Genomic DNA, 24,762 nt, shown 5'->3' with positions numbered 1-24,762 from the left:
CAGAAAAGTCATCAGGCCAGAATATGCAAAAGGCCCGCAAGGGGCCTTTTGATCAACGTTCCAGATCAGCGATCTTGCCGGGCTTGCCATCCCATTCGGCGGCATCGGGCAACGGATCGACACGTTCGGTAATGTTGGTCCAGATTTCGGCGAGCTCGGCATTGAGCTCAATGAAGTTCTCCATGCCGGCCGGGATCTCGTCTTCCGAGAAAATGGCTTGCGCCGGGCATTCTGGCTCGCAGAGCGCACAATCGATGCACTCGTCCGGGTGAATCACCAGGAAATTCGGGCCTTCGTAAAAGCAGTCCACCGGACAGACTTCTACGCAGTCGGTGTACTTGCACTTGATGCAGTTGTCGGTGACGACGAAGGTCATTTCTAATTTTCTCCTCAGGCGGCGGCAGCATCGCTATATCAGACAGCGATGCCAGGTTCGGGAGGTTATCGCCCGAGCCGTATGAAAACATGTGCTTTAAGTGAGCGGTCTCAAGGCGGGTGGCTGTGTCCGCCTGCCGCTGACCTTTGGTTCGCTACGTTCTCACGCGGCCCGGATAGCGGCTTGACCAGGCTAAATGTCAAGAGCATTCTAAAACCGCGCGGGATTCTAACAGTATGTAACGCTCTACGTCACAGGCGAGTTTGCAATGAGTACAACAAATCCAGCGCCTGACGTGGTGTCAGATCGTCGGGTTTGAGGCGTCCAAGCTCTTCAAGCACCGGATGAGGCAGGCTGGCGAACAGGTCGCTCTGCTGAGGCACGGCAGGTTTGCCGGACTTCGACCTGGTCTGAACATGCGGCTGCTCATGAGGCAGGCTGGTCGTTTCCAGTCGATGCAGATGCTCCTTGGCGCGGTTGATCACCTGGCCTGGAACCCCCGCCAGCTGCGCCACGGCGAGGCCGTAGCTCTGGCTGGCCGGCCCCGGCAGAACCCGGTGCAGGAACACGATGCGTTCGTTGTGCTCGGTGGCATTGAGGTGCACGTTGCTCACCAGAGGCTCGCTTTCGGGCAGCACCGTCAGTTCGAAATAGTGCGTGGCGAACAGCGTATAGGCGCGTAGCTGGGCGAGACATTCTGCCGCAGCCCAGGCCAGCGACAGACCGTCAAAGGTACTGGTCCCGCGCCCGACTTCGTCCATCAGGACCAGGCTGCGGTCGGTGGCGTTGTGCAAAATGTTAGCGGTTTCGCTCATTTCGACCATGAAGGTCGAACGTCCGCCGGCCAGATCGTCGCTGGAGCCGATACGGGTAAAGATCCGGTCGACCAGCGACAGCTCGCAACTGGCCGCTGGCACATAGCTGCCGATGTGGGCCAGCAGCACGATCAGCGCGGTCTGGCGCATGTAGGTCGACTTACCGCCCATGTTCGGGCCGGTAATGACCAGCATGCGGGTGTTGTCGTCCAGATCCAGGTCGTTGGCCACGAACGGGCTGGACAGCACTTGCTCGACCACCGGGTGACGGCCTTGCTCGATCTTCATGCACGGCTGCGCAACGAAGCGCGGGCAATTGAGGTCCAGGTTCAGGGCGCGTTCGGCCAGGTTGCTCAGCACGTCCAGTTCCGCCAGGGCGGCGGCGGTGTCCTGTAGCGGCGCCAGATGGCCGATCAGGTCTTCGAGAAGTGCCTCGTAAAGTATTTTCTCTCGTGCCAGGGCACGGCTCTTGGCCGACAGTGCCTTGTCTTCGAACGCTTTGAGTTCCGGGGTGATAAAGCGCTCGGCACCCTTGAGCGTCTGGCGGCGAATATAGTCGGCAGGGGCCTGTTCGGCCTGCTTGCTGGGCAGTTCGATGAAGTAGCCGTGCACGCGGTTGTAGCCGACCTTGAGGTTGGCCAGCCCGGTGCGGGCTTTCTCGCGGGTTTCCAGATCGATAAGAAACTGGCCGGCGTTTTCGCTCAGCGATTGCAGGTCGTCGAGTTCGGCATCGTAGCCGGTCTTGAGTACGCCGCCATCGCGAATGACCGCCGGCGGGTTGTCGATGATCGCGCGTTGCAGCAGCTCGGCCAGCTCCGGGTAGGTGCTGGTGGTGTGCGCCAGCTGTTGCAGGTGCGGCACTTCAAGGTCGGCCATGGCCCGTTGCAGATCGGGCAGGGCGCTCAGGGCATCACGCAGACGAGCCAGATCGCGCGGGCGGGCATTGCGCAAGCCGATACGCGCCAGAATCCGCTCGATATCGCCAATTTCCTTGAGCTGCGGTTGCAGGCCCTCGAAGCGGTACTGCTCCAGCAGGCATTCGATGCCGCTCTGCCTGGCTTGAATCACCGGCAGATCGCGCAACGGACGATTCAGCCAGCGGATCAGCATACGAGTGCCCATGGCGGTCTGGCAGCGGTCGATGACCGACAGCAGGGTGTTGTCGCGCCCGCCGGCCAGGTTGGTGTCCAGCTCCAGGTTGCGACGGCTGGCACCGTCCATGATCACAGTATCGTCCAGACGCTCGTGGCGCAGGCTGCGCAGGTGCGGCAGCGCGGTACGCTGGGTTTCCTTGGCGTAGCCCAGCAGGCAGCCGGCAGCGCCGATGGCCAGGGTCAGGTTTTCGCAGCCAAAGCCCTTCAGGTCCTGGGTCGAAAATTGCTGGCACAGGCTCTTGTGCGCCGAGTCGCGCTCGAAATCCCATGGCGCACGGCGTCGCGCGCCCCGACGTTTTTCGGCCGGCAGGCCTTGTGGCCAGTCATCAGGAATCAGCAGTTCGACCGGGTTGATGCGCTCCAGCTCGGCCAGCAGGGTTTCCCAGCCCTTGAACTCCTGCACGCTGAACAGGCCGCTGGTGATATCCAGCACTGCCAGGCCAAACAGACGCTCGTCGCCCAGCACAGCTGCCAGCAGGTTGTCGCGGCGCTCGTCGAGCAAGGCTTCATCGCTGACGGTGCCCGGCGTGATGATGCGCACCACCTGACGCTCCACCGGTCCCTTGCTGGTGGCCGGGTCGCCAATCTGCTCACAGATCACCACCGACTCGCCCAGTTTGACCAGCTTGGCCAGGTAACCCTCGGCGGCGTGGTAGGGAATGCCGCACATGGGAATGCTCTGGCCAGCCGACTGGCCGCGAGCGGTCAGAGTGATGTCCAGCAACTTTGCGGCTTTCTTGGCGTCTTCATAGAAGATTTCGTAGAAGTCGCCCATGCGATAGAACATCAGCTGGTCCGGGTGCTGATTTTTCAGCCTCCAGTATTGCTGCATCATGGGAGTGTGGGAGGACAGATCGGAAATGGCTTTATTCATCAGTGGGTTATGGCAGATTCGTAAATAAATGGGGCAACGCCAGGGGCAAAAGCGCATCTCGGCTTGCAACAGAAGATGTCAGCTGGCGACTGGGTAATGGGCGCAAGATTACCACGCGTGCAGGGCCGTTGCAGGCATGCGCCGGGGTGTGCACCGGATGGCTGCGAAGGATGCCTACACATTTGCCCGGCTATGCAAGGGCTTGCGTGTGTGTAGACTCGCCAACCGTTGGCCGCTGGCTTGGCTGACGACTTTCTTTCCTGTCAGGAATTGCACCATGGATGACATTACCCGGCTTGCCGATGTGCTTGGCAGGCATCTCGAATCGCTCAAGGCTCAGGTCAGCACGGCCGAGTCCTGTACCGGTGGCGGGATTGCCGAGGCCATTACCCGTATCGGCGGCAGCTCGGCCTGGTTCGAAGCCGGCTATGTGACCTATTCCAATGCGCAGAAAACCCGTCAGCTGGATGTGCCCCAGGCATTGTTCGAGTCGGTCGGAGCGGTCAGTGAAGAAGTGGTGCGCGCAATGGCGACCGGCGCACAGCGCCATAGCGGGGCGCGCTTTGCTATCTCGGTCAGCGGTGTGGCGGGGCCCTCGGGCGGCTCACCGCAAAAACCGGTGGGCACGGTGTGGCTGTGCTGGGCTGATGGTCAGCAGGTCATCGCTCAGCGCCATCACTTTGCCGGTGACCGCGACGAAGTGCGCCGACAAACGGTAAAGACCGCGCTGGAAGGGCTTATCCAGCTTTGTATCGGTGAAAAACCGAAACAGGGGTAGGCGAGCGCTCGGCGCTGTGGAATAATACTGGCTACTTATACAGTTGTCGTGGCCGCAAGGCCTTTAATGAATTTGATTACGTGAGGACTTCAATGGACGAGAACAAGAAGAAAGCCTTGGCTGCGGCCTTGGGTCAGATCGAGCGTCAATTCGGCAAAGGTGCCGTAATGCGCATGGGTGACCAGGACCGCCAGGCTATTCCTTCCATCTCCACCGGCTCGCTCGGCCTGGACATCGCACTGGGTATCGGCGGTCTGCCACGTGGCCGTATCGTCGAAATCTATGGTCCAGAGTCGTCGGGTAAAACCACACTGACCCTGTCGGTCATCGCTCAGGCGCAAAAACTGGGTGCTACCTGCGCCTTCGTCGACGCCGAGCATGCCCTTGATCCGGAATACGCCGGCAAGCTGGGTGTGAATGTCGACGACCTGCTGGTTTCCCAGCCGGACACCGGCGAGCAGGCTCTGGAAATCACCGACATGCTGGTGCGCTCCAATGCCGTCGACGTGATTGTGGTCGACTCCGTGGCTGCTCTGGTGCCTAAAGCCGAAATCGAAGGCGAAATGGGCGACATGCACGTGGGCCTGCAGGCTCGCCTGATGTCCCAGGCGCTGCGCAAGATCACCGGCAACATCAAGAACGCCAACTGCCTGGTGATCTTCATCAACCAGATCCGCATGAAGATCGGTGTGATGTTCGGTAGCCCGGAAACCACCACCGGTGGTAACGCCCTGAAATTCTACGCCTCGGTTCGTCTGGATATCCGTCGTACCGGTGCGGTGAAGGAAGGCGACGAAGTGGTTGGTAGCGAAACACGCGTCAAGATCGTCAAGAACAAGGTGGCACCGCCTTTCCGTCAGGCCGAGTTCCAGATCCTGTACGGCAAGGGTATCTACCTGAACGGCGAAATCATCGACCTGGCCGTAGCGCATGGCTTCCTGGAGAAATCCGGTGCCTGGTACAGCTACAAAGGCAGCAAGATCGGTCAGGGCAAAGCCAACTCGGCCAAGTTCCTCGCTGAAAACCAGGAAATCGCCGGTGCGCTCGAGAAGCAGATTCGCGACAAGCTGCTCAATGGTGGCGCTGCTGTGACCGCTGCTGACGCACGTCCTGCGGATATTGATGAATCCGCTGACGACATGGCCGAAATCGACGCCGACGCCTGATTTTCGATCATGACCACCGTGCTCGATACCCTCGTCGCTGTACGGCGTACCGCAATGGACCTGCTCGCACGCCGCGAGCACGGTCGTGTCGAGCTGGCGCGCAAGTTGCGCCAGCGCGGCGCTCCCTCCGAAATGATCGATGCTGCCCTGGACCGCTTGGTCGAGGATGGCCTGCTGTCTGAAACCCGTTACCTTGAAAGCTTCATCGCATCGCGTGCCCGGTCCGGGCAGGGTCCCTTGCGGATTCGTGAAGAGTTGAGTCAGCGCGGACTTGCGCGAGGCGATATCGAGCAGGCCTTGGCTGAGTGCGAGGTCGACTGGCGAGCCAGGCTGGAAGAGACCTGGCAACGCAAATTTGCCGGCAAGCTACCCGGCGACATGCGTGAGCGCGCACAACAGACCCGCTTTCTGAGTTATCGAGGCTATCAGCTGGACATGATCGGCCGCCTGTTGAGCGGCCGGGGCGGGGATTTCGACTGAGTTGATCCTTAGCCGATATCCTGCGTTTCATGTGCCTGGATCTTGCTGGAAAGCGCGGCATCAGCCCGGTTCTGCGGCAAGTTGATATAGTCGATCAATTCTCGCAACCGTCCCTGCTGGCGCCCGGTAAAGTTGAACGCGAGCCGGGTCAGGTGACTGTACGACGCCTCTTCGTGCTCATCGGGCTTGAATTCAAGCTGCTGGAACCCCTCGCTCAAACACAAATCAGCGAAGGTACTGCGTATATGTTCCAGCGCTGCCTCGCTGAGCGGGTGGCGCATGCGCAGGACAAACGTCTTTTTCAGCCAGCGGCTGGAGTGGAAGTTGCTGTAGAAACGATCGATTTCTTCCACTGCCTGTTCAGGACTGTGCACCAGGCGCAGCAGCTTCAGGTCGCTGGGCAGAATGTAGTGGTTGTCTTGTAGCTGGGCCTTGATGAAGTCCAGCGCGCCTTGCCAGAAGCTTCCGCCCGGAGCATCGAGCAGCACAATCGGCACCAGCGGGCTCTTGCCGGTCTGGATCAGGGTCAGCACTTCCAGTGCTTCATCCAGCGTGCCAAAGCCGCCGGGGCAGAGCACCAGCGCATCGGCCTCCTTGGTGAAAAACAATTTGCGGGTGAAGAAAAAGTGGAAGGACAGCAGGTGGTCGCTGCCTTCTATCGTGGCGTTGGCGTGTTGCTCGAACGGCAGGGTAATGTTGAGCCCCAGGCTGTGATCCAGGCCTGCGCCTTCGTGAGCGGCTGCCATGATGCCGCCGCCACCGCCAGTGATGACCATCATGTCCGACTCGGCCAGGCGTTTGCCCAGTTCGCGGGCCAGAGCGTAAAGCGGATGCTCAAGCGGTGTACGCGCCGAGCCGAACACCGTGACCTTGCGGCGTCCCTTGAATTGTTCCAGAACCCGAAAGGCGTTATCGAGTTCACGCAGGGTCTGCAACACAATCTTGGCATTCCAGCGGTTACGGTCGTCCTCGGCCATGCGCAAAACGGTAAGGATCATGTCGCGGTATAGCGGCAGATTGGCGCTGCCAGGGGCCAGCAAATCAAGGTGTTGCTGAACCTTGTCGGCGATGTCCAGCCCCTTGTCCTGAAAGTGGCGGGATAGCGCATCGTTGGGTACATACGGCATTTAAGTATTCTCCTCCTGCAGAATCGGCGTGGCTGCCCGCTGCATACCTGAATAAAGGTTATCAAGGTTTATAGCGTCAGCTGCCGGTCGATGTCGATTCGAAGGTGTTCCGTGTCATTTGTAATACGACACTGAAATGCCCGCTCGTCAGTCTGCCAGATACCTGTTCATCGCTCTGATTTACTCAGTTTGAGGCAGGGCTTGCGGGGTCTGCCCATGGAGCATGGCGATGATTGAGGTGCAGGGAGGCTGCAGATGGTAATCATCAGACTTGAAGTGGATCAGGCGCTGTACGACGCGCTCGAACAGGCGGCGCAAGCCGATTGTCTGACCCTGAGTCAGGAATGCCTGCGCCGCTTGCGCAGTGAAGAAACGCGCTCACGTTACGTTCAGGCATTGATTGCCGAGTTGCGCGCCGATGATGAACAACGGCACGCGACCAGACGGGTGACATGATGAATAAGCGCTAGCGCTTACTTTTTCGCCTTGGCTGCAGGCTTGGTCGTGCAATCGGTGTTGGTGAATGTCTGGCTGATGACCGGCCGGTTGCTCTTGTATTCGGTGAATTGATACTTGAGCACGGCGCCCTTGGTCATTAACTGACGGTACCCGTTGTTATGACAAACACTGTTGGCCAGTTGGGCGCGAACCGTGTCCGGGTTGGCGCGCATCTGCCGGGCCTGGTCTTCACGTACGCTCAGGTGGTTGATCAGTTCGTTGCCACTGACCGTGTAGCCCTGGTCGAGAATGTCCTCGTTGATGGCGCGTGGAGTTCCGACGCTGCTTTCCTTGGCGACTTGTTCCAGCATCTTGCTCAATTCGTACTCTTGTTTCGACGCCGCCTGGGCACCCAGAGGGGCTGCGAGCAAAAGTATGAGGGTGGGGGCGATAAGGCGCAGCATTGAACTCTCCTGACTACGGTGGCTGGCGCTTTGACCAGCAACTTGGATGTGCGTTCACAAACAGGCGCGGGAGTATAAAGGCTGTGCGCCCTGAATCACATCGGCCCGCAAAACGCTCGCGGCCCCGGCTCTGATAAACTGCGCGCACTTTTCAATCCTTTCGGGTTATTCGCTGTGCCGATGCTTTCCTCCCGCGAGTGTGTCTCGCCATGAGCCACGCCGTATCTCGCCTGCGCGAAGAGCGCCTGGCACGCAGTACCAAGCCATTTGTTGCCCGGGGTTCGCGGGCGCCGCGTTGCCCGGGTTGCCGGGTGATTTTCAGCTATTGTCTGTGTGCCTGGCGCACGCACGCCGCAGCCATGTCAGCCATGTGCCTGTTGATGCATGATACCGAGCCCTTGAAGCCGACCAACACCGGCTGGCTGATCGCCGATGTGATCGAGGATACGCATGCCTTTGGCTGGTCGCGCCTGGACGTCGACCCCAAGCTGCTGGCGCTGCTTGATGACCCGCAGTGGCAGCCTTATCTGGTATTCCCCGGTGAATTTGTCGCCCAAGAGCGGGTTGTCGATCAGGTCGCTCCGCTATCGGGCAAGCGTCCGCTATTTATTTTGCTGGACGCCACCTGGACAGAAGCGCGCAAGATGTTCCGCAAGAGTCCGTACCTTGAGCGGTTCCCGGTATTGAGTCTGGCGCCGGAACAGATCTCGCGGTATCGCCTGCGCCGCTCCAAGCGTGACGATCACTTCTGTACCGCTGAAGTCGCAGCGTTATGCCTGGAGCTGGCGGGTGATATCGATGCCAGTCAGCAGCTCGATGCCTATCTGGATGTGTTCACCACGCATTATCTGGCGGCCAAGTACCAGAATCCGCTTGATCCTGACGATGCCGTGCATAACCGTCTGAAGACCTGGCTCTGAACTTTACGCCTTAAAGGCCAACTGCCATCCTCAGCCCGGATCGCGCTTGACCACCACGGCCCGGCTGGGCATGCTTGGCGCCGCCCCGAGTCGTGCAGGGACGCTGAGCATTTGCCGACATTCGCAGCGGCCTGATCGGGTATTCGTACTCAGTATAAAAACAGGATCAAATAATGACCTACGATATCCTGATCGCCGATGATCACCCGCTGTTTCGCAGCGCCTTGCATCAGGCGCTGAGCCTGGGGCTGGGCCCGCAAGCGCGGCTGGTCGAAGCGGACAGCATCGCGCAGATCGAGGCTCAACTGGCGCAGAAGGCCGACTGGGATCTGGTGCTGCTGGACCTGAACATGCCGGGCGCCTATGGATTTTCCGGGCTGGTTCTACTGCGCGGCCAATACCCGCAGATACCGGTGGTAATGGTCTCGGCGCAGGAAGAAGCGTCGATCGTGGTGCGTTCCCGTGAATTCGGCGCCAGTGGTTTCATTCCCAAATCCAGCCCTCTGCAAACTATCCAGCAGGCCGTGCGTGCGGTGCTTGATGGCGATGTCTGGTGGCCGCCACAAGCCGATGAAGCTGTCAGTGTCTCGGCTGAAGCCAAGGCGGCCAGCGCAGGCCTTGCCAGCCTCACACCGCAGCAGTTCCGGGTATTGACCATGGTCTGCGAAGGCTTGTTGAACAAGCAGATTGCCTACGAATTGAGTGTGTCGGAGGCGACCATCAAGGCGCATGTCACGGCGATCTTCCGCAAGCTTGGGGTGCGCACACGTACGCAGGCGGCGCTGTTGCTGCAGCAGCTGGAATCGATCCCGGCACAATAATCAGGTGGGGTTCACATTTTTTTGACCGGCCCCGCTTTAATTTCCTTCATCTTTTTTGCATGGCAGTTCTTTGTATGTCGCCTTTCAAGGGCCAGACCGGTCTTAAACGTATTTTCAATGCTGCCGGGTACTCGCTCGATGGCCTGAGCGCCGCCTTCAAGGGCGAAGCTGCCTTTCGTCAGTTGGTGCTGATCAATGTCGTGCTGATCCCGCTGTCGTTCTTCCTCAACGTCAGCCGGGGCGAACATGCGCTGTTGATTGCGGTGTGCCTGTTGGCACTGATCGTCGAGTTGCTCAACTCCGCGGTAGAAGCGGCCATCGACCGTATTTCCCTGGACCTGCACCCCTTGTCGAAGAATGCCAAGGACATGGGCAGTGCGGCACAACTGATCGCCCTGAGCATGATTGCCTTGGTCTGGGCGGTGATCCTGCTCGGCTAGAGGGCCGGGTTAATAGAGGCTGGGCAACACGATCTGGTCGCTGCGCTGTACGCCAGCGGTGAAGGCCCGGCACAGTTCCAGAAACTCACGCATCGCCGAGGTCTGGTATTTCTGCTTGTGCCAGATGAAGTAGAACTGCCTGGACAGGTCCAGCGCCGGCGTGTCCAGCGCCACCAGGCTGCCGCGGCGAAAGGCATCGCGCAGGGCCAGCCTGGAAATACAGCCAATTCCCAGACCTGACTCCACGGCGCGCTTGATGGCCTCGGTGTGCTCCAGTTCCAGGCGCACGTTCAAGCCATTGCGATGATGGCGCAGGGCCTGGTCGAAAGTCAGGCGAGTGCCAGAACCCTGTTCGCGCAGGATCCAGGCTTCACGGGTCAACTCCTCAAGCGTGGCCTGGCCCTTGATGGCCAGCGGGTGCTGAGGTGCGCAGAACACCACCAGTTCGTCCTCGACCCAGCTTTGCACCTCGATGTCCGGGTGGCTGCAGTCGCCTTCAATCAGGCCCAGATCGATTTCATAATGCGCAACCTGTTGCACGATGTGTGCGGTGTTCTGCACGTGCAGCTTCACCTGGCTTTCCGGGTGGCGCTGCATGAAGCTGCCGATCAGCAGGGTGGCCAGGTAATTGCCGATGGTCAGTGTGGCGCCGACCGCCAGCGAGCCGAAGCCCGACTTGCCGTTGAGCAGGTCTTCGATTTCCTTGGCCTGGTCGAGCAGGGCCACCGCCTGGGGCAGCAACTGGCGACCGGTAGCGTTGAGGCTCAGACGCTTGCCGGCACGGTCGAACAACTGGCAGCTCGATTGGCGCTCCAGTTCGGTGATCGAGGTGCTGGCGGCCGATTGCGACAGCGACAGCATGACCGCAGCCTTGGAAACGCTTTCTTGCTGGGCGACGGCCACGAAGACCTGAAGTTGACGCAGAGTAAATCGCATATCTATATAACCGATAACCCATATCTTGATAATCCAGTTAACAGATATTGTGTCTGCCACTAGAATGTCGCGCAATAGCGCCTGTGCCGGCGCGAGCGATTTTTTCAGGAGTTTCCACGTACATGAGCAACATGTATCACGAGCGCGTCCTCAGCGTTCATCATTGGAATGACACGCTCTTCAGCTTCAAGTGCACCCGTGACCCGGGCCTGCGCTTCGAGAACGGTCAATTCGTCATGATCGGTCTGCAGCAGCCCACCGGTCGTCCGCTCATGCGTGCCTACTCCATTGCCAGCCCGAACTGGGAAGAGCATCTGGAATTCTTCAGCATCAAGGTGCCCGATGGCCCGCTGACGTCCCAGTTGCAGCACCTCAAGGAAGGCGATGAAATCATCATCAGCAAAAAGCCTACCGGCACGCTGGTGCTCGACGACCTCAAGCCTGGCAAACACCTGTACCTGCTGAGCACCGGTACCGGTCTGGCGCCGTTCATGAGCGTTATCCAGGACCCGGAAACCTACGAGCGTTACGAGAAAGTCGTGCTGGTACACGGCGTGCGTAATGTCAACGAGGTGGCTTACCACGAGTTCATCACCGAGATCCTGCCGCAGAACGAATTCTTCGGTGAGGCGCTGCGTGAAAAACTGATCTATTACCCCACCGTGACCCGTGAGCCGTATCGCAACCAGGGTCGTCTGACCGACCTGATGCGCAGTGGCAAGCTGTTCAGCGACATCGGCCTGCCGCCGATCAACCCGCAGGACGACCGCGCCATGCTGTGCGGCAGCCCGAGCATGCTGGATGAAACCAGCGAAGTGCTCAACAGCTTCGGTCTGACCGTTTCGCCGCGCATGCGCGAGCCGGGTGACTACCTGATCGAGCGCGCTTTCGTCGAGAAGTGATGGGCGCCTGAATAAAAAACCCGCCGCCTCTTATCGGAGCCGGCGGGTTTTTTATTGGGCCGTAGCCTTTTATTGGCAGGCCGGTACGACTTCCAGTACGCGGATCAGTCCGGGTTCCGGGTAATGCCAGCGCACATCCAGATCCCAGAACTGCGCCCCATAACGGCGTTCAGGCGCTGGCACCTGATAGGCCGGTCGCGGGTCCTGAGCCAGGCACTGCTTGATCAGCTCGACCAGCGGCTCGTTCAGGCGCAGGGCGTGGCTATGAGCCTGTTGCAGGGCGCTGTCCTGCCACTGCACCGCAATCAGCGTCGGTGCGGCGCTGGCCATCTCGTTGCGGGCATCGCTGACAATGTCGGCGTAAGGCACGTAAGGCTTGATATCCAGCACCGGCGTGCCGTCGAGCAAGTCGATGCCCGACAGCCACAGGCGACCCGGTTCGACCTTGTCCAGGCGCACCACCGACTGGCCGATGCCGTTGGGCCGGTGCGTGGCGCGGGTGGCGAACACGCCCATGCTCTGGTTGCCGCCCAGCCGCGGCGGCCGGACCTTCAGGCGTGGCGTCGCTTCCAGTGCCTGATGAAACACGAACAATAGCCAGACGTGGCTGACCTGCTCCAGTCCCTGCACAGCATCGCCCTGATCGAAGGGCGCCACCAGTTCCAGCACGCCACGCGCTGCCGGAGCCAAATGCGGCTGGCGTGGAATGGCGAACTTCTCCTTGAAGCAGGAGCGCACAAAGCCGACCGGGGAGACGCTGTAGGTCATGGCTGGGCAGGGCGTACGCGCAGGGTCAGGCCCTTGAGGAAGTTGCGCAGCAACTGGTCACCGCACTCGCGGTAGTTGTTATGCCCGACCTTGCGAAACAGCGCGCTGAGTTCTGGCTTGGACACAGGGAAATCCACCGAGGCGAGGATCGCGTGCAGGTCTTCTTCCTTGAGCTCGAAGGCCACGCGCAGTTTTTTCAGAACAATGTTGTTGGTGACCGGCAGCTCCAGCGGCTGGGGCGGACGGCTTTCGTCCTTGCCACGCTTGAAATACACCAGACCATCGAGAAAATGCGCCATCAGTTCGTCAGGCAGGACGGCGTAGCCTTCGTCCTCTTCCTTTTTCAGGTAGGCGGCGACTTCTTCTCGGGTCAATTGGCAGTCGGCCAGCTTGAGGATATCGACGATCTTGAAGTCGCTGATATCCAGCATGTAGCGCACGCTGCGCAAAATGTCGTTGTTGATCATGGAAGCAGAAATCCTTTCAGGTAGTAGCCTGGAAAACGGTTATCAGAATTTTTCCGAGGCAGTCATGTAGCGCCACTGGCCTTCGGGCAACTTGCCCATCGATACACCACCGATACGGATGCGGCGGATGGCAACGATCTTCAGGCCAACCGCCGTGCACAGTTGGGCAATGACGTCGGGTTGCGGATTTTTCAGGGCGAAACGCAGGCGGTTCTCGTTCTGCCAGCTGGCTTTGACTGCCGGCAGCTCCTTGCCTTTGTGGGTGACGCCATGGTTCAGGCGGTTGAGGCCATGGGCGACCATCTCGCCGCTGACTTCCACCACGTATTCCTGTTCGATGCGGCTGCGGTCGTCGGTGAGCTTGCGCAGGATTTTCCAGTCCTGGCTGAACACCACCAGACCGCTGGCGTTGGCCTGCAGGCTCGACACGGCTTCCTGACGCAGAAAGTGGCCCTTGAGCACGCGCTTGCCGTAGCTGTGCTCGACCGACAAGGTGCCGGGAGTGATCGAGTCGAGCGCCGCATCCAGGCTCTGGCTGGCCGGTTTGTGCAGGATCAGCGTGACCGGGTCCGGCGAGCTGGCCACAGCGTCCGGGTTGAGCACGACCTTCTGGTTATCGACCTTGAATTGCGGCTCTTCGATCACCTGGCCATCGACGGTCACCCAACCGCCTTCGATGTACAGCTCGGCTTCGCGACGCGAGCAGCCGGTCAGCTCGATGAGGCGTTTGGAAAGGCGTAGGGGTTCAGACATGAAAGGCAGCCGTTTTAAAAGGGTAGAAAGGCGTCATTGTACGCATGCACGCCCGGTTAATCTGCTTGGTGCGCGCTTGTGTCAGATCCGCCGCGGCCTGGCCAGTGTCAGGCGCAGCATCGGATAAGGCTGGTCCAGCCCGTCCACCGGGCTGCGGCTGACCTGTTTGAAACCGTGCTTGAGATAAAACCCCAGCGCCTGAGGGTTCTGCTCGTTGACGTCCAGGTGACGAATACCGAACTGCGCGATGGCATGGTTGAGCAATTGGGTGCCCAGCCCTTGACCACGGTGTTCAGCGTCAATGAACAGCATTTCCAGCTTGCCCAGGCCGACGCCGGCAAACCCTGTGATCAGCCCCTGTGCGTCGCGGGTGCAGAACAGCAGCACGGTGTCCAGGTACTGCTCCAGCAGCAGGACCTTGAGACGTTGCAGATAAGGTTCGGGCAAAAAGTCGTGAGTGGCGCGCACCGCGCTTTCCCAGACCTCGATCAGCCGTGGGTAGTCGTGCTTGTCAGGGCGATGGAAGTCCATGCCGGATAGCTCCTGCGCAATTGAAAAGCCCCGCAACGGCGGGGCTTGATGGCACCGTTTCAGGCTTACAGCAGTTCGGCCCACAGGTCGTATTCGTCGGCGTCGGTGACCCGGCACATGATCTTGTCGCCCGGTTTGACGTTGCTGTCGTCCTCCAGACCAATGTAGACGTTGCCGTCGATTTCCGGGGCATCGAAGAAGCAACGGCCGACCGCACCGCGTTCGTCGACTTCGTCGATCAGCACTTCGATGTCCTTGCCGATCTTCATCTGCAGGCGGGCAGCACTGATGGCCTGTTGGTGGGCCATGAAGCGGTCCCAGCGATCCTGCTTGACATCATCCGGTACGATTTCGGCATCCAGCAGGTTGGCTGGCGCGCCTTCGACCGGCGAGTACTGGAAGCAGCCGACGCGGTCGAGCTGGGCTTCGGTCAGCCACTCGAGCAGGTACTGGAAGTCTTCTTCGGTTTCACCGGGGAAGCCGACGATGAAGGTCGAGCGGATGATCAGGTCCGGGCACTGCTCGCGCCAGTTCTTGATCCGCGCCAGGGTCTTGTCTTCGAAGGCCGGGCGCTTCATCAGCTTGAGCACTTTCGGGCTGGCGTGCTGGAACGGGATGTCCAGGTACGGCAGGATCTTGCCGGCCGCCATCAGCGGAATCAGCTCGTCGACGTGCGGATACGGGTACACGTAGTGCAGGCGCACCCACACGCCCAGCGAGCTGAGCGCCTGGCACAGTTCAGTCATGCGCGTCTTGACCGGCTGGCCGTTCCAGAAACCGGTGCGGTACTTGATATCCACGCCGTAGGCGCTGGTGTCCTGAGAGATCACCAGCAGCTCTTTGACGCCCGACTTGACCAGGCGCTGGGCTTCGTCGAGTACATCACCCACCGGGCGGCTGACCAGCTTGCCGCGCATCGACGGGATAATGCAGAAGCTGCAGCTGTGGTTGCAGCCTTCGGAAATTTTCAGGTACGCATAATGACGCGGGGTCAGCTTGATGCCTTGCGGCGGCACCAGGTCGATCAGCGGGTTGTGCTCGTGGTTCGGTGGTGCCGCCGAGTGCACGGCGGTGACTACCTGCTCGTACTGCTGCGGACCGGTGACCGACAGCACGCTGGGGTGCACATTGCGGATCACGCTTTCGTCGACGCCCATGCAACCGGTAACGATCACCTTGCCGTTTTCGGCGAGGGCCTCACCGATCACTTCCAGCGATTCGGCCTTGGCCGAGTCGATGAAACCGCAGGTGTTGACGACCACCACATCGGCGTCCTGATAGGTCGGCACGACTTCGTAACCTTCCATGCGCAGTTGGGTCAGGATGCGTTCAGAGTCGACCAGAGCCTTGGGACAGCCGAGGCTGACGAATCCGACTTTGGGTGCGGATGCGGGGGTATTAGCGGTGGACATGGCAAACCTCGGCGTGAAGGGGGAGGCCTCAACGCACTGCGCGGGCTCCGACGTGGGCGCTCGGTGCGCCTCTGGTCAAAAAGTGCGCAATTCTAGCGATCAGCCGGCGACATGACCAGTGCCTTACAGAGAAATAAGACGAGTGCTGCGCTATGCTTCGCGGCGTTGTGCACGGAGTCTGTCAAGAAAGCGTGCAAACTCAATTGTTTCCTGCTGTTAAGCACACAGGCGGCTCAGGTTAAGTACAAGGCCTCAGGTTCCGGTTTCGGGAGTATTCGATGAGTCATGCAAGTAGTCAGGCCGGAACAGGAAGTACCGCCAAACCGTTGGGATTACTGATTGCAGCGGTGGGAGTGGTGTACGGCGACATCGGCACCAGCCCGTTGTATACCCTCAAGGAAGTGTTTCAGGGCGGTTATGGGGTCGAGGTCACCCACGACGCCATTTTCGGGATTTTATCGCTGATCTTCTGGTCGCTGATCTGGGTGGTGTCGTTCAAATACATGGTGTTTGTCCTGCGTGCCGACAACCAGGGCGAAGGCGGGATCATGGCCCTGACTGCGCTGGCGCGGCGGGCCACGGCGCGCTTTCCCCGGTTGCAGATGGTCATGGTGGCCTTCGGGTTGTTCGGGGCGGCCTTGTTCTACGGCGACAGCATGATCACGCCTGCGGTGTCGGTACTGTCGGCAATGGAAGGGCTTGAGCTGGCCTTTGACGGGCTGGATAACTGGATCGTGCCGATGGCGCTGGTGGTGCTGGTGGGCCTGTTTCTGATCCAGAAGCACGGCACAGCGCGCATCGGCGTGCTGTTCGGGCCAGTGATGGTGGCCTGGTTTCTGGTGCTGGGCGCATTGGGGGTCTACGGCATCCTGCACACCCCTGAGGTCTTGCAGGCGGTAAACCCGGTCTGGGGCGTGCGCTTTTTCATTGTGCATCCCGGTATTGGTGTCGCGATTCTGGGCGCGGTGGTGCTGGCCCTGACCGGTGCCGAGGCCTTGTACGCCGACATGGGGCATTTTGGCCGCAAGCCGATTTCCCGGGCCTGGTTCATCCTGGTGTTGCCGGCCTTGCTGCTCAATTACTTCGGCCAGGGTGCGTTGGTGCTGGAGCACCCTGAAGCGGTGCGCAACCCGTTCTACCTGTTGGCGCCGGGCTGGGCCTTGCTGCCGTTGATCGCGCTGTCGACGCTGGCAACAATCATTGCCTCTCAGGCGGTGATTTCCGGGGCCTTCTCGATGACCCTGCAGGCCATCCAGCTGGGCTATATTCCGCGCATGTACATCCAGCACACCTCCAGTGATGCCCAAGGGCAGATCTATATCGGTGCGGTGAACTGGGCGCTGATGGTCGGGGTGATTCTGCTGGTGATCGGGTTCGAGTCTTCCGGCGCGCTGGCGTCGGCCTATGGGGTTGCGGTGACCGGCACCATGCTGTGCACCACCTTCCTGGTGTCGGCGGTGATGCTGCTGCTGTGGAAGTGGCCGCCGTTGCTGGCGGTGCCGCTGCTGATCGGGCTGCTGCTGGTCGACGGGCTGTTTTTTGCCGCCAACGTACCCAAGATCGTGCAGGGCGGGGCCTTTCCGGTACTGGCGGGCGCTGCGCTGTTCATCCTCATGACCACCTGGAAGCGCGGCCGGCAACTGCTGGCCGAGCGCATCGACGAAGCCGGCCTGCCGCTGCCGATCTTCATCAGCAGTATCCGCGTGCAGCCGCCGCATCGCGTGCAGGGCACCGCCGTGTTCCTGACGGCGCGCTCAGACGCGGTGCCGCATGCCTTGCTGCACAACATGCTGCATAACCAGGTGTTGCACGAGCAAGTGGTGCTGTTGACCGTGGTGTATGAAGACCGCCCGCGAGTGCCTGCGAATGAGCGCTTCGAGGTCGAGTCCTATGGCGAAGGCTTCTACCGGGTGATCCTGCATTTCGGCTTTATCGATGAGCCGGATGTGCCTCAGGCGCTGAGCTTGTGCCATCTCGATGAGCTGGATTTCAGCCCGATGCGCACCACTTACTTCCTTAGCCGCGAGACGGTCATCCCCTCGAAGATGGTCGGCATGGCACGTTGGCGAGAAGCGCTGTTCGCGTTCATGCTCAAGAATGCCAACGGTAACCTGCGCTTCTTCAAGCTGCCGTTCAACCGGGTGATCGAACTCGGTACCCAAGTGGAAATGTAGATAAAAAAGCCCCGGTCACTTTGCAGTGCCGGGGCCTTTTAATGCGGCTATCTCGCTATCAAGGCTTGCCTTGCCATTTGTTGATGGCTTGAATCAGGCGCTTGGCCAGGGCCGGGTAGTTCTCGTCAAAGTGGTGGCCGCCCGGTAATTGCAGCGCCTCACCCACAGCGGTGCTGTCGGTGCAGCCGCTGTCTTTCTGTTCTTCGACGCCGTATACGCACAGCACTTTGCTGGCTGGCAGCTTGGCCATTTCCGGTCCGGTCTGGGCTTCGGTGCCCTTGTTGCCCAGCCAGCCATCGACGTGAATCTCGAAGTTGCCGCTGCGCGCAAAGGCCAGCAGGATGATGCCGTCGACACGCGCCTGATCCTCTGGCGCCATGCGGTTATAAACCGCTGGCAGCACATCGGCCCCAAACGAATAGCCGGCGAGGATAAAGCGCTTGGCGCCCCATTTCTGCCGATAGTGGTTCATCAGGTCGGTGAGGTCGGTGGCGGTCTGCTCCGGGGATTTACGCTCCCAGTAGTAGCGCAGTACATCGATACCGACCACCGGATAACCCATGCCGGCCATATCACCGGCCACCACTTTGTCCAGGTCGCGCCAGCCGCCGTCACCGGACAGGAACAGGGTCACGGTGTCGCTGGTCTGTTTGGACGGTACTTCAACGGTCGGTACACCCAGGCCACCGGCGTCGTTTTCGCCGAGCAGCAGGTGGCGCAATTCGGTTGTCAGCACTTGCGGCAGCGGAATGTCGTAGTCGCTGATGCTGGTGTCTGCATTGGGCTGATCGCGCACGAACGCTGCGCTCGGATCGTCCGGCGCGTCGTTGAAGGCGGCCAGCCAGTGACCGTGTGCCGCTTTTTGTGGCAGTGGCTCATCGCAGATCTGCGGCGGCGTGTCGCCTTCGTCCACCACCGGTGGCGGGTTGGAGACATGCTGCAAGGCAAAACCCACCGAGATGGCCTGGGCCTTGTCGTCGGTCTGTGCCGCCAGCCAGCGCCAGGCCAGGGTTCCGCCGTGGCCGATGCCGCCGACCACCTGGGCCGGGCCATCGAGCTGTTGCAGTGCAGCCTGGAAGGTCTTGCCCTGCAATACGCAATCATCAGCCGGCAGCACGACCTGAACAATGCGTGCAGAGGCATCGGTGCCCAGCGCCTGCAATTGCTTGTCGCTGAGTTTGTCCTTGTCCGAAACCGCCAGGGCAATGCGCGTCTTGACCCGGCCGGCTGGCGTTACGCGGGTGACCGCTGCGCCATCTGCCAGGGTCAGTTGTTCAAGGGTTGCCGGTGTAGCGGGGCGTTGCCACAGCCATACACCCAAGCCTGCGATCAAGAGAATCGCCAGTACCACCAGTGCATAGCGCCATAAGCGTCGAATCATCAGCGTTTCACCAATCCAGTCAGGCCGCCTGCAATCAGGGCGGCGGTATCAGCCAGGGCCACCAGCGGATCGAGTCCGGCCGGCACGGCCATGTAGCGAGGTTCCCAGTCGGGCTGGAACTTGTCCTTGAAGCGCCGCAGCCCCTGGAAGTTGTACAGCTGTTCACCACGCCGGAACACCATCGAACCCAGGCGCTGGGTCAGCGGTGCACCACGTCTTGGTTGCAAGCCCGACAAGGGCACCATGCCAAGGCTGAAACGGCTGTAGCCCTGGGCTTTGTAGTATTGAATCAGGCCGATCATCATGAATTCCATGGTCGACTTGGGGGCGTCGGGGTGAGCGCGCATCAGGTCCAGGCTGGCCAGATCGAGGCTGACGGTCTCCAGCAGGTTGGCAAACGCCACCGGCTTGCCCTGGAAGCGGATGATGGCAACGCGAAAGTACTGCAGGTACTCGGGCGTGAAGCGTCCGAGCGAGAAGCCTTTTTCCCGCACGTTCTTGCCGCTCAGCCAGGCATCGGAAATGACTTTCAACTCGTCCAGCGGGGCCTGGCCTGCTTCATGGATTTCCAGCGACAGGCCATCGCGGCTGCCACGGTTCCAGGTGTAGCGCAGGTCTTTCATCTCCTTGCCCTTGGCGTCGATGTCGAAGCGGCGCAAATCGACGCGCGCTTCTTCACCGAGCTTGATCGCGGTCAGGCCGATGTCCATGTAGTAGGGCAGGTTTTCTGCGCGAACCTGGTAAAACACCGGGCGGGCATGGTGCACATCGCACAGGTCACGGAACTGCCAGATCATCTCGGCACGTTGCTGGGCCGGGCCGATCGGGTCGTAAAGCGCCACCAGGCTGCGGCCGCGATGGGAGTACATCAAAAAAGCGTTGCCGTCCGGGTGAAACAGAATCGCCTTGTCGCCGGTCAGCGCCAGGCCGCCGTCAGGCTGGCTGGAAGTCTTGAGAATGGCCGCCGCCTTGGCCAGGTCGGCGGCGTCGGGGAGCTTGATCACCGGGCGAGCAGTGCGCAGCAACCAGGTCAGGCAGACCACCAGCAACAGCACCGCACTGCCCAGTGCCGAACGCAAGCCGCGGGGCGCATCGGCATCCAGGGTGAACTGCCACCACAGCTGATGGCTGTAGGGCACGTCCTGATAGGCAAACAACAGCAGCCAGATCGAAGCGCCAACCACACAGAAGCTGGCGATCAGGTACAGCGGCGAAAAGGGCAGTTCCAGCAACCGGCTTGGGCGATAGAACGAGCGGCGGAAGGTGGCCAGCAACGCGGCGGTCAGCAGCAGCAGGCTGGCCTCTTCCCAGTCAAAGCCTTTGAGCATCGACAGCACGGCGCCGACCAGCAGCAGAATCACGGTCAGCATCCAGGCGGCAGACAGCCGGCGTCGTAACCCTTGAGCCAGCAGCAGGCACAGCACGCCAACCAGGCTGGCAACAAAGTGCGAAGCGTCGATCAGCCGGTGCGGGAGCATGAAACCGACGTTTTCCAGGCGCGTGTCGATTTCAGGTGTGGCACCGGAAAAAAGCAGTACTACACCAGAAAGAAACACCAGTAGGGCAAGGATCGGCGCCGCCAGGCCCGACGCCACGCGCATTGCCTGGCGGGTTGGCAGCAGGCGCTGAGCTTCGGTAAACAGCAGGGTCAGGCACGCCAGCAGCAGTGGCAACACCACATAGATCAGGCGATACAGCAACAGGGCCGCTGCCAGTGGTGCGGCGCCCAGTTCGTTGGCGAACGCCGCCAACAGCACGGCCTCGAACACGCCGACGCCGCCCGGCACATGGCTGAGTACCCCTGCAGCCAGGGCCAGCAGGTAAATAAGCATGAAGGCGCCCAATGGCGGCGCCTCTGGCAGCAGCATATAAAGCACCAGTGCCGCCGCCGCGACATCCAGTGCGGTGATCAGCAGCTGCACCAGCGTCAGGCGCAAATCAGGCAGGCGCAGCGAGCGACGTCCGGCGCGCACCAGCAGTACGTTAGGGATGTCCTGTTCCGGCAGGCGCCTGCGGTATACGGCATAGGCCAGCACCAGGCTGCCGATCAAGACCGCAATGGCGATACCGGCCAGCAAGTCGACAGGCAGTTTCAGCGCCAGCGACGCGCCGGACAGGTTGCTCAGGGTCGCAATCGCGGCCAGTGGCGGCAAGGCGCAGCCCAGCGACAGGCTGGCAAACACCGTCATGCGCGCAATCTCTACCGCCCCGACGCCATGGCGCGAGTACAGCCGATAACGCACCGATCCTCCCGACAGCATCGACAGGCCAACGGCGTTACCGATTGCAAAAGAGGTAAAGCCGCCGAGCAGCAATGTGCGGGCGGGCAACTTGACGCCGGCATAGTGGCTGGCTGAAAACTCGTAACCCATCAGGATCACATAGCCGATCACGGCCGCCAGCAAGGCACCGCCCAGCGATGGCAAGGGCACGGCGTAGAGCGCGTCACGCAGTGCGAAAAAGTCCATTTCGATCAGCATGTGCCGGCAGGCGATCAAGGCCATGCCAAACAACACCAGCATCACCGCCAGGCCAATAGGCTGGCGATACTTGCTCAGGCGTTCCAGCCACTGGAGGCGCGCAGGTTGGATCGGTTGAGTTGCCGTTACGGCTTCGGGAGTCTCTGACGAGTTATCACGCATCATTCATTTCCTGAAATGTGCGCGACAGGGTTGAGGTCTACAGCCAAGTTACCGATCCCTACGCAAAAATATGTCGAGATGTTAGCGCGTCAGCGACTAACGAGCGAATAGCCAGTGGAGCAGGGTAAAGCTGTTCAGGTGTGATTCAGCCTAGACACAAAGGTATCGGCAGTGCATGAAAAAACTGTCGGACAAGACGCATCCGGTTACCGGGTCGATGATAGGGTTTTCCGCGCAGCGACGCTAAACAGTTTTTTATCAGGGGCTTGGTGAGGTGGGGCAGGCTTTTTTGCAGGCAACAAAAAAGGCCACTTTTTCAAGTGGCCTTTCTTTTGTATCTGGTTGCGGGAGCCGGATTTGAACCGACGACCTTCGGGTTATGAGCCCGACGAGCTACCAAGCTGCTCCATCCCGCGTCTGTGTGGGCGCATTCTACAGCCAAACGAAATGTTGTCAATGCTGAATGTAAAAAATAGTAATAAAGCGTATGGCACTGACAAAGTACGAAATTCAGGACAAAAAAAAGCCACTTTTTCAAGTGGCTTTTTTTCTATACCTGGTTGCGGGAGCCGGATTTGAACCGACGACCTTCGGGTTATGAGCCCGACGAGCTACCAGACTGCTCCATCCCGCGTCTGTGGTGGCCATTCTACGGATTATCGATTCGGTGTCAAGCGTGTTTTTGGAAAAAGTGCTTTTTGTTCAATTGTTTAGTGAAAGTATTCCAATACGCGCGCGCTCACCGTCAGCCTGTCGCCGGTTTTTCATAGGCATTGTCCAGCTGCGCAGGTGCCAGCGATAAATAGCAATGAGATACTGCACTTCCCGGAAAACGATGATCGGACGGCATGGCCCAGCGCAAGATTATTCACATCGACTGTGACTGCTTTTATGCAGCCATCGAAATGCGCGACAACCCGAAACTGGCCAACATCCCGCTGGCCGTGGGTGGCTCGGCAGATCGGCGCGGTGTTATTGCTACCTGCAACTATGAAGCCCGTGCATTTGGGGTGCGTTCGGCCATGTCGTCGCACCATGCATTGAAACTGTGCCCAGACCTGACCATCGTCAAGCCGCGCATGGATGCCTATAAAGAAGCATCAAAGGAAATCCAGGCCATCTTTCGCGACTACACCGACTTGATTGAGCCCTTGTCGCTGGATGAGGCCTATCTGGACGTGTCCGAGTCGACCCGGTTCGAAGGCAGTGCCACGCGCATCGCTCAGGATATTCGTCGCCGGGTGTCCAATCAGTTGCACATCACCGTGTCGGCAGGTGTTGCGCCTAACAAGTTTCTGGCCAAGATCGCCAGTGACTGGAAAAAGCCCAACGGCTTGTTTGTCATCACGCCTGTGCAGGTCGAAGACTTTGTCGCGGCGTTGCCGGTCAGCAAGCTGCATGGCGTTGGCAAGGTCACGGCCGACAAGCTCGCACGTTTGGGGATCGTCAGTTGTCACGACCTGCTGAGCTGGCAAAAGCTGGCGCTGGTCCGTGAATTCGGCAGTTTTGGCGAGCGGCTATGGAGTCTGGCGCGGGGCATTGATGAGCGCCCGGTGCATAACGACAACCGGCGTCAATCAATCAGCGTAGAAAATACCTACGATACCGACCTGCCTGATCTGGAGAGCTGCCTTGAGCGGCTGCCGGAGTTGATGCAAACCCTGGAAACCCGCATGCAACGGCTGGACGGCCAGTACCGGCCGGGCAAGCCGTTCGTGAAGGTCAAGTTTCATGACTTCAGCCAGACGACGCTGGAGCAGGCCGGTGCCGGGCGAGACCTGGCCGGTTATCAGCAGTTGCTGACCCAGGCCTTTGCCCGGGGCGCCAAGCCGGTGCGGCTCTTGGGGATTGGTGTGCGCCTGCAGGACCTGCGCGGCGCACATGAGCAACTGGAGTTGTTCGAGCGCTAAGCGTTTTACTCGTCCGCAGGAGCCGGTGCTACCAGGCGTCCCGCATCGCGAGCCAACAGCTTGAGGAAGTCGCTCTGCAATTGCGGGTCGTTGCGCGTCAGCTCGATCAGGCTTTGTTCCAGTTCGCCGGCCTGTTCTTCCAGGCCCAGCTCTGCCAGACGCTTGACCCGATAGACCCACTGGCTGACTTCATCATCTTCCAGGTCGTCATAGATCAGGCCATGGGCTTCCAGCAGTTTGCCGCGCAGGCTGCGGCTGACAGGCAGGCTGTCGCTGGCGTGAGCATTGTCCTGTTCGTCTTCGACATTTATATAGAGGCGCGTGATCTGGCGCAGGTCCTGTTCGGCGAACGGGCTGTCCAGCAGATTCAGGCGCAGCACGCCATTACGGTCGGTGCTCAGCTCATGAGTCGTGTTGCCGGCCTTGACCAGCACCGGGCGTTCGTTCCAGGGCAGGGTCGTACGCTCGACACGTTTGTCCTGTTGCGCCTCATCGATACTGGCCAGGTTTTGTTCGGCGCGCCCATGGGAGGGTGCGTTCATGAACGGGTTGATTCCGGCCACGCCGTAATCGAGCCAGTCGTGGGTCACGCTGTCGGGCAGGTTGCCCAGGGCGAATACATTGACCACGTTGGCGCCCAGGCCGGCCACGATTGCCACGGCACCCAGCGGGATCTCGTAGATTTCGCGCCAGGGCTGGTAGGGCGTGTAGCGGTCATAGTGACGGGTCACTTCGAATTCGGTGACTTCGAAGGCCTTGTGTTCATGAATGCGGATGCGACGCTGCGGCAGCTCCAGGGTCTTGGGCTCGCCGACATCGATCTGCAATGTGTGTTCGAGAAGTTTGCGCTCGACGCGTTCTTCATGCTCGCTGCGTTGTGACAAGTGATTGGCACAGCCGCTGACGAGCAGGGCGCCGCACAAGGTGGCGCTGCCGAGGCTCAGGTTATGTCGCTTGAACATGGGGTCTCTGAATTCGGATAGACGCGCAGGTGCGTGCCAGGCGCACCCGCTACAAGCGGGTGCGCTCAGGG

General features: G+C 60.2%; 23 protein-coding genes and 2 tRNA genes. 10 read left to right on the top strand and 15 right to left on the bottom strand.

Translation table 11 applies throughout. The annotated features are described in order from the left end of the window. Positions 1-52 precede the first annotated feature (52 nt). Positions 53-376, bottom strand: coding sequence for a ferredoxin FdxA (gene fdxA, locus ACYAS9_RS26005; protein ID WP_463571301.1), 324 nt, complete (start codon positions 374-376; stop codon positions 53-55). 251 nt (positions 377-627) lie between these two features. Continuing rightward, positions 628-3,207 (bottom strand): DNA mismatch repair protein MutS, encoded by a 2,580-nt coding sequence (mutS, locus tag ACYAS9_RS26000; protein ID WP_463571375.1) that lies wholly within the window; start codon positions 3,205-3,207, stop codon positions 628-630. Positions 3,208-3,496: 289 nt separating this feature from the next. Between mutS and ACYAS9_RS25995 the strand changes: the two genes are divergently transcribed. The 3 genes from ACYAS9_RS25995 (at position 3,497) to recX (ending at position 5,643) form a co-directional block, all read left to right on the top strand. After that, positions 3,497-3,997 carry a CinA family protein gene (locus ACYAS9_RS25995; RefSeq protein ID WP_463571300.1) on the top strand — a complete coding sequence of 167 codons (501 nt, stop codon included), beginning with the start codon at positions 3,497-3,499 and terminating at the stop codon, positions 3,995-3,997. 92 nt (positions 3,998-4,089) lie between these two features. Further along, a complete protein-coding gene (gene recA, locus ACYAS9_RS25990) occupies positions 4,090-5,163 on the top strand; it encodes a recombinase RecA (protein WP_463571299.1) in 1,074 nt (357 codons plus the stop codon). 9 nt (positions 5,164-5,172) lie between these two features. Continuing rightward, on the top strand, positions 5,173-5,643 hold the full coding sequence (gene recX / locus ACYAS9_RS25985) for a recombination regulator RecX (protein ID WP_463571298.1): 471 nt from the start codon (positions 5,173-5,175) through the stop codon (positions 5,641-5,643). An 8-nt stretch (positions 5,644-5,651) separates the two neighbouring features. On the opposite strand, the gene ACYAS9_RS25980 is transcribed toward recX, so the two are convergent. Continuing rightward, a complete protein-coding gene (locus ACYAS9_RS25980; protein ID WP_463571297.1) occupies positions 5,652-6,770 on the bottom strand; it encodes an LOG family protein in 1,119 nt (372 codons plus the stop codon). A gap of 255 nt (positions 6,771-7,025) precedes the next feature. Here ACYAS9_RS25980 and ACYAS9_RS25975 point away from each other — a divergent pair, with 255 nt between their 5' ends. Beyond that, positions 7,026-7,226, top strand: a complete 201-nt coding sequence (locus tag ACYAS9_RS25975; protein ID WP_463571296.1) for a hypothetical protein — start codon at positions 7,026-7,028, stop codon at positions 7,224-7,226. Positions 7,227-7,243: 17 nt separating this feature from the next. On the opposite strand, the gene ACYAS9_RS25970 is transcribed toward ACYAS9_RS25975, so the two are convergent. After that, complete coding sequence (locus ACYAS9_RS25970; RefSeq protein WP_463571295.1) at positions 7,244-7,672, bottom strand: quorum-sensing-regulated virulence factor family protein; 429 nt, start codon at positions 7,670-7,672, stop codon at positions 7,244-7,246. Between the two features lie 209 nt (positions 7,673-7,881). On the opposite strand from ACYAS9_RS25970, the gene ACYAS9_RS25965 reads away from it, so the two are divergent. From ACYAS9_RS25965 to ACYAS9_RS25955, 3 genes are all read left to right on the top strand, one after another. After that, on the top strand, positions 7,882-8,592 hold the full coding sequence (locus ACYAS9_RS25965; RefSeq protein WP_463571294.1) for a tRNA-uridine aminocarboxypropyltransferase: 711 nt from the start codon (positions 7,882-7,884) through the stop codon (positions 8,590-8,592). Positions 8,593-8,762: 170 nt separating this feature from the next. After that, on the top strand, positions 8,763-9,413 hold the full coding sequence (gene erdR, locus ACYAS9_RS25960; RefSeq protein WP_463571374.1) for a response regulator transcription factor ErdR: 651 nt from the start codon (positions 8,763-8,765) through the stop codon (positions 9,411-9,413). Positions 9,414-9,487: 74 nt separating this feature from the next. Beyond that, positions 9,488-9,853: a diacylglycerol kinase gene (locus tag ACYAS9_RS25955; RefSeq protein WP_463571293.1), complete on the top strand. Its 366-nt coding sequence runs from the start codon at positions 9,488-9,490 to the stop codon at positions 9,851-9,853. A 9-nt stretch (positions 9,854-9,862) separates the two neighbouring features. On the opposite strand, the gene ACYAS9_RS25950 is transcribed toward ACYAS9_RS25955, so the two are convergent. Then, positions 9,863-10,789 (bottom strand): LysR family transcriptional regulator, encoded by a 927-nt coding sequence (locus ACYAS9_RS25950; protein ID WP_463571292.1) that lies wholly within the window; start codon positions 10,787-10,789, stop codon positions 9,863-9,865. Positions 10,790-10,911: 122 nt separating this feature from the next. On the opposite strand from ACYAS9_RS25950, the gene fpr reads away from it, so the two are divergent. Then, entirely contained in the window at positions 10,912-11,691 is a 780-nt protein-coding gene (gene fpr / locus ACYAS9_RS25945) for a ferredoxin-NADP reductase (protein WP_459748520.1), read from the top strand. A gap of 69 nt (positions 11,692-11,760) precedes the next feature. On the opposite strand, the gene tsaA is transcribed toward fpr, so the two are convergent. The 5 genes from tsaA to rimO all read right to left on the bottom strand — a co-directional run bounded on the left by tsaA (position 11,761) and on the right by rimO (position 15,622). After that, positions 11,761-12,459 (bottom strand): tRNA (N6-threonylcarbamoyladenosine(37)-N6)-methyltransferase TrmO, encoded by a 699-nt coding sequence (gene tsaA, locus ACYAS9_RS25940; RefSeq protein WP_463571291.1) that lies wholly within the window; start codon positions 12,457-12,459, stop codon positions 11,761-11,763. Continuing rightward, positions 12,456-12,926 carry a YehS family protein gene (locus ACYAS9_RS25935; protein WP_463571290.1) on the bottom strand — a complete coding sequence of 157 codons (471 nt, stop codon included), beginning with the start codon at positions 12,924-12,926 and terminating at the stop codon, positions 12,456-12,458. Before ACYAS9_RS25935 ends, tsaA begins: the two co-directional genes overlap by 4 nt. A gap of 42 nt (positions 12,927-12,968) precedes the next feature. Next, positions 12,969-13,679 (bottom strand): rRNA pseudouridine synthase, encoded by a 711-nt coding sequence (locus ACYAS9_RS25930; protein ID WP_463571289.1) that lies wholly within the window; start codon positions 13,677-13,679, stop codon positions 12,969-12,971. Between the two features lie 81 nt (positions 13,680-13,760). Continuing rightward, positions 13,761-14,210, bottom strand: a complete 450-nt coding sequence (locus ACYAS9_RS25925; protein ID WP_463571288.1) for a GNAT family N-acetyltransferase — start codon at positions 14,208-14,210, stop codon at positions 13,761-13,763. 65 nt (positions 14,211-14,275) lie between these two features. Next, positions 14,276-15,622, bottom strand: coding sequence for a 30S ribosomal protein S12 methylthiotransferase RimO (rimO, locus tag ACYAS9_RS25920; protein WP_463571287.1), 1,347 nt, complete (start codon positions 15,620-15,622; stop codon positions 14,276-14,278). Between the two features lie 278 nt (positions 15,623-15,900). Between rimO and ACYAS9_RS25915 the strand changes: the two genes are divergently transcribed. Beyond that, positions 15,901-17,796, top strand: a complete 1,896-nt coding sequence (locus ACYAS9_RS25915) for a potassium transporter Kup (protein ID WP_463571286.1) — start codon at positions 15,901-15,903, stop codon at positions 17,794-17,796. 58 nt (positions 17,797-17,854) lie between these two features. Here ACYAS9_RS25915 and ACYAS9_RS25910 read toward each other — a convergent pair whose 3' ends face one another. From ACYAS9_RS25910 to ACYAS9_RS25895, 4 genes are all read right to left on the bottom strand, one after another. After that, a complete protein-coding gene (locus tag ACYAS9_RS25910; RefSeq protein ID WP_463571285.1) occupies positions 17,855-19,177 on the bottom strand; it encodes a virulence factor family protein in 1,323 nt (440 codons plus the stop codon). Beyond that, positions 19,177-21,819, bottom strand: a complete 2,643-nt coding sequence (gene mprF, locus ACYAS9_RS25905) for a bifunctional lysylphosphatidylglycerol flippase/synthetase MprF (protein ID WP_463571284.1) — start codon at positions 21,817-21,819, stop codon at positions 19,177-19,179. Before mprF ends, ACYAS9_RS25910 begins: the two co-directional genes overlap by 1 nt. 339 nt (positions 21,820-22,158) lie before the next feature. Then, a tRNA-Met gene (locus ACYAS9_RS25900) sits at positions 22,159-22,235 on the bottom strand. 141 nt (positions 22,236-22,376) lie between these two features. Further along, positions 22,377-22,453 (bottom strand) — tRNA-Met (locus ACYAS9_RS25895). Positions 22,454-22,667: 214 nt separating this feature from the next. Here ACYAS9_RS25895 and dinB point away from each other — a divergent pair. Beyond that, on the top strand, positions 22,668-23,729 hold the full coding sequence (gene dinB, locus ACYAS9_RS25890; protein WP_463571283.1) for a DNA polymerase IV: 1,062 nt from the start codon (positions 22,668-22,670) through the stop codon (positions 23,727-23,729). A 5-nt stretch (positions 23,730-23,734) separates the two neighbouring features. Here dinB and ACYAS9_RS25885 read toward each other — a convergent pair whose 3' ends face one another. Next, the gene (locus ACYAS9_RS25885; protein ID WP_463571282.1) at positions 23,735-24,691 is read right to left on the bottom strand and encodes a hypothetical protein; all 957 of its coding nucleotides are present in this window, start codon (positions 24,689-24,691) and stop codon (positions 23,735-23,737) included. Between the last annotated feature and the right edge of the window lie 71 nt (positions 24,692-24,762).

It is taken from the genome of Pseudomonas sp. HP_08 (assembly GCF_055284095.1).
This window is presented reverse-complemented; position numbering and strand designations above follow the sequence as displayed.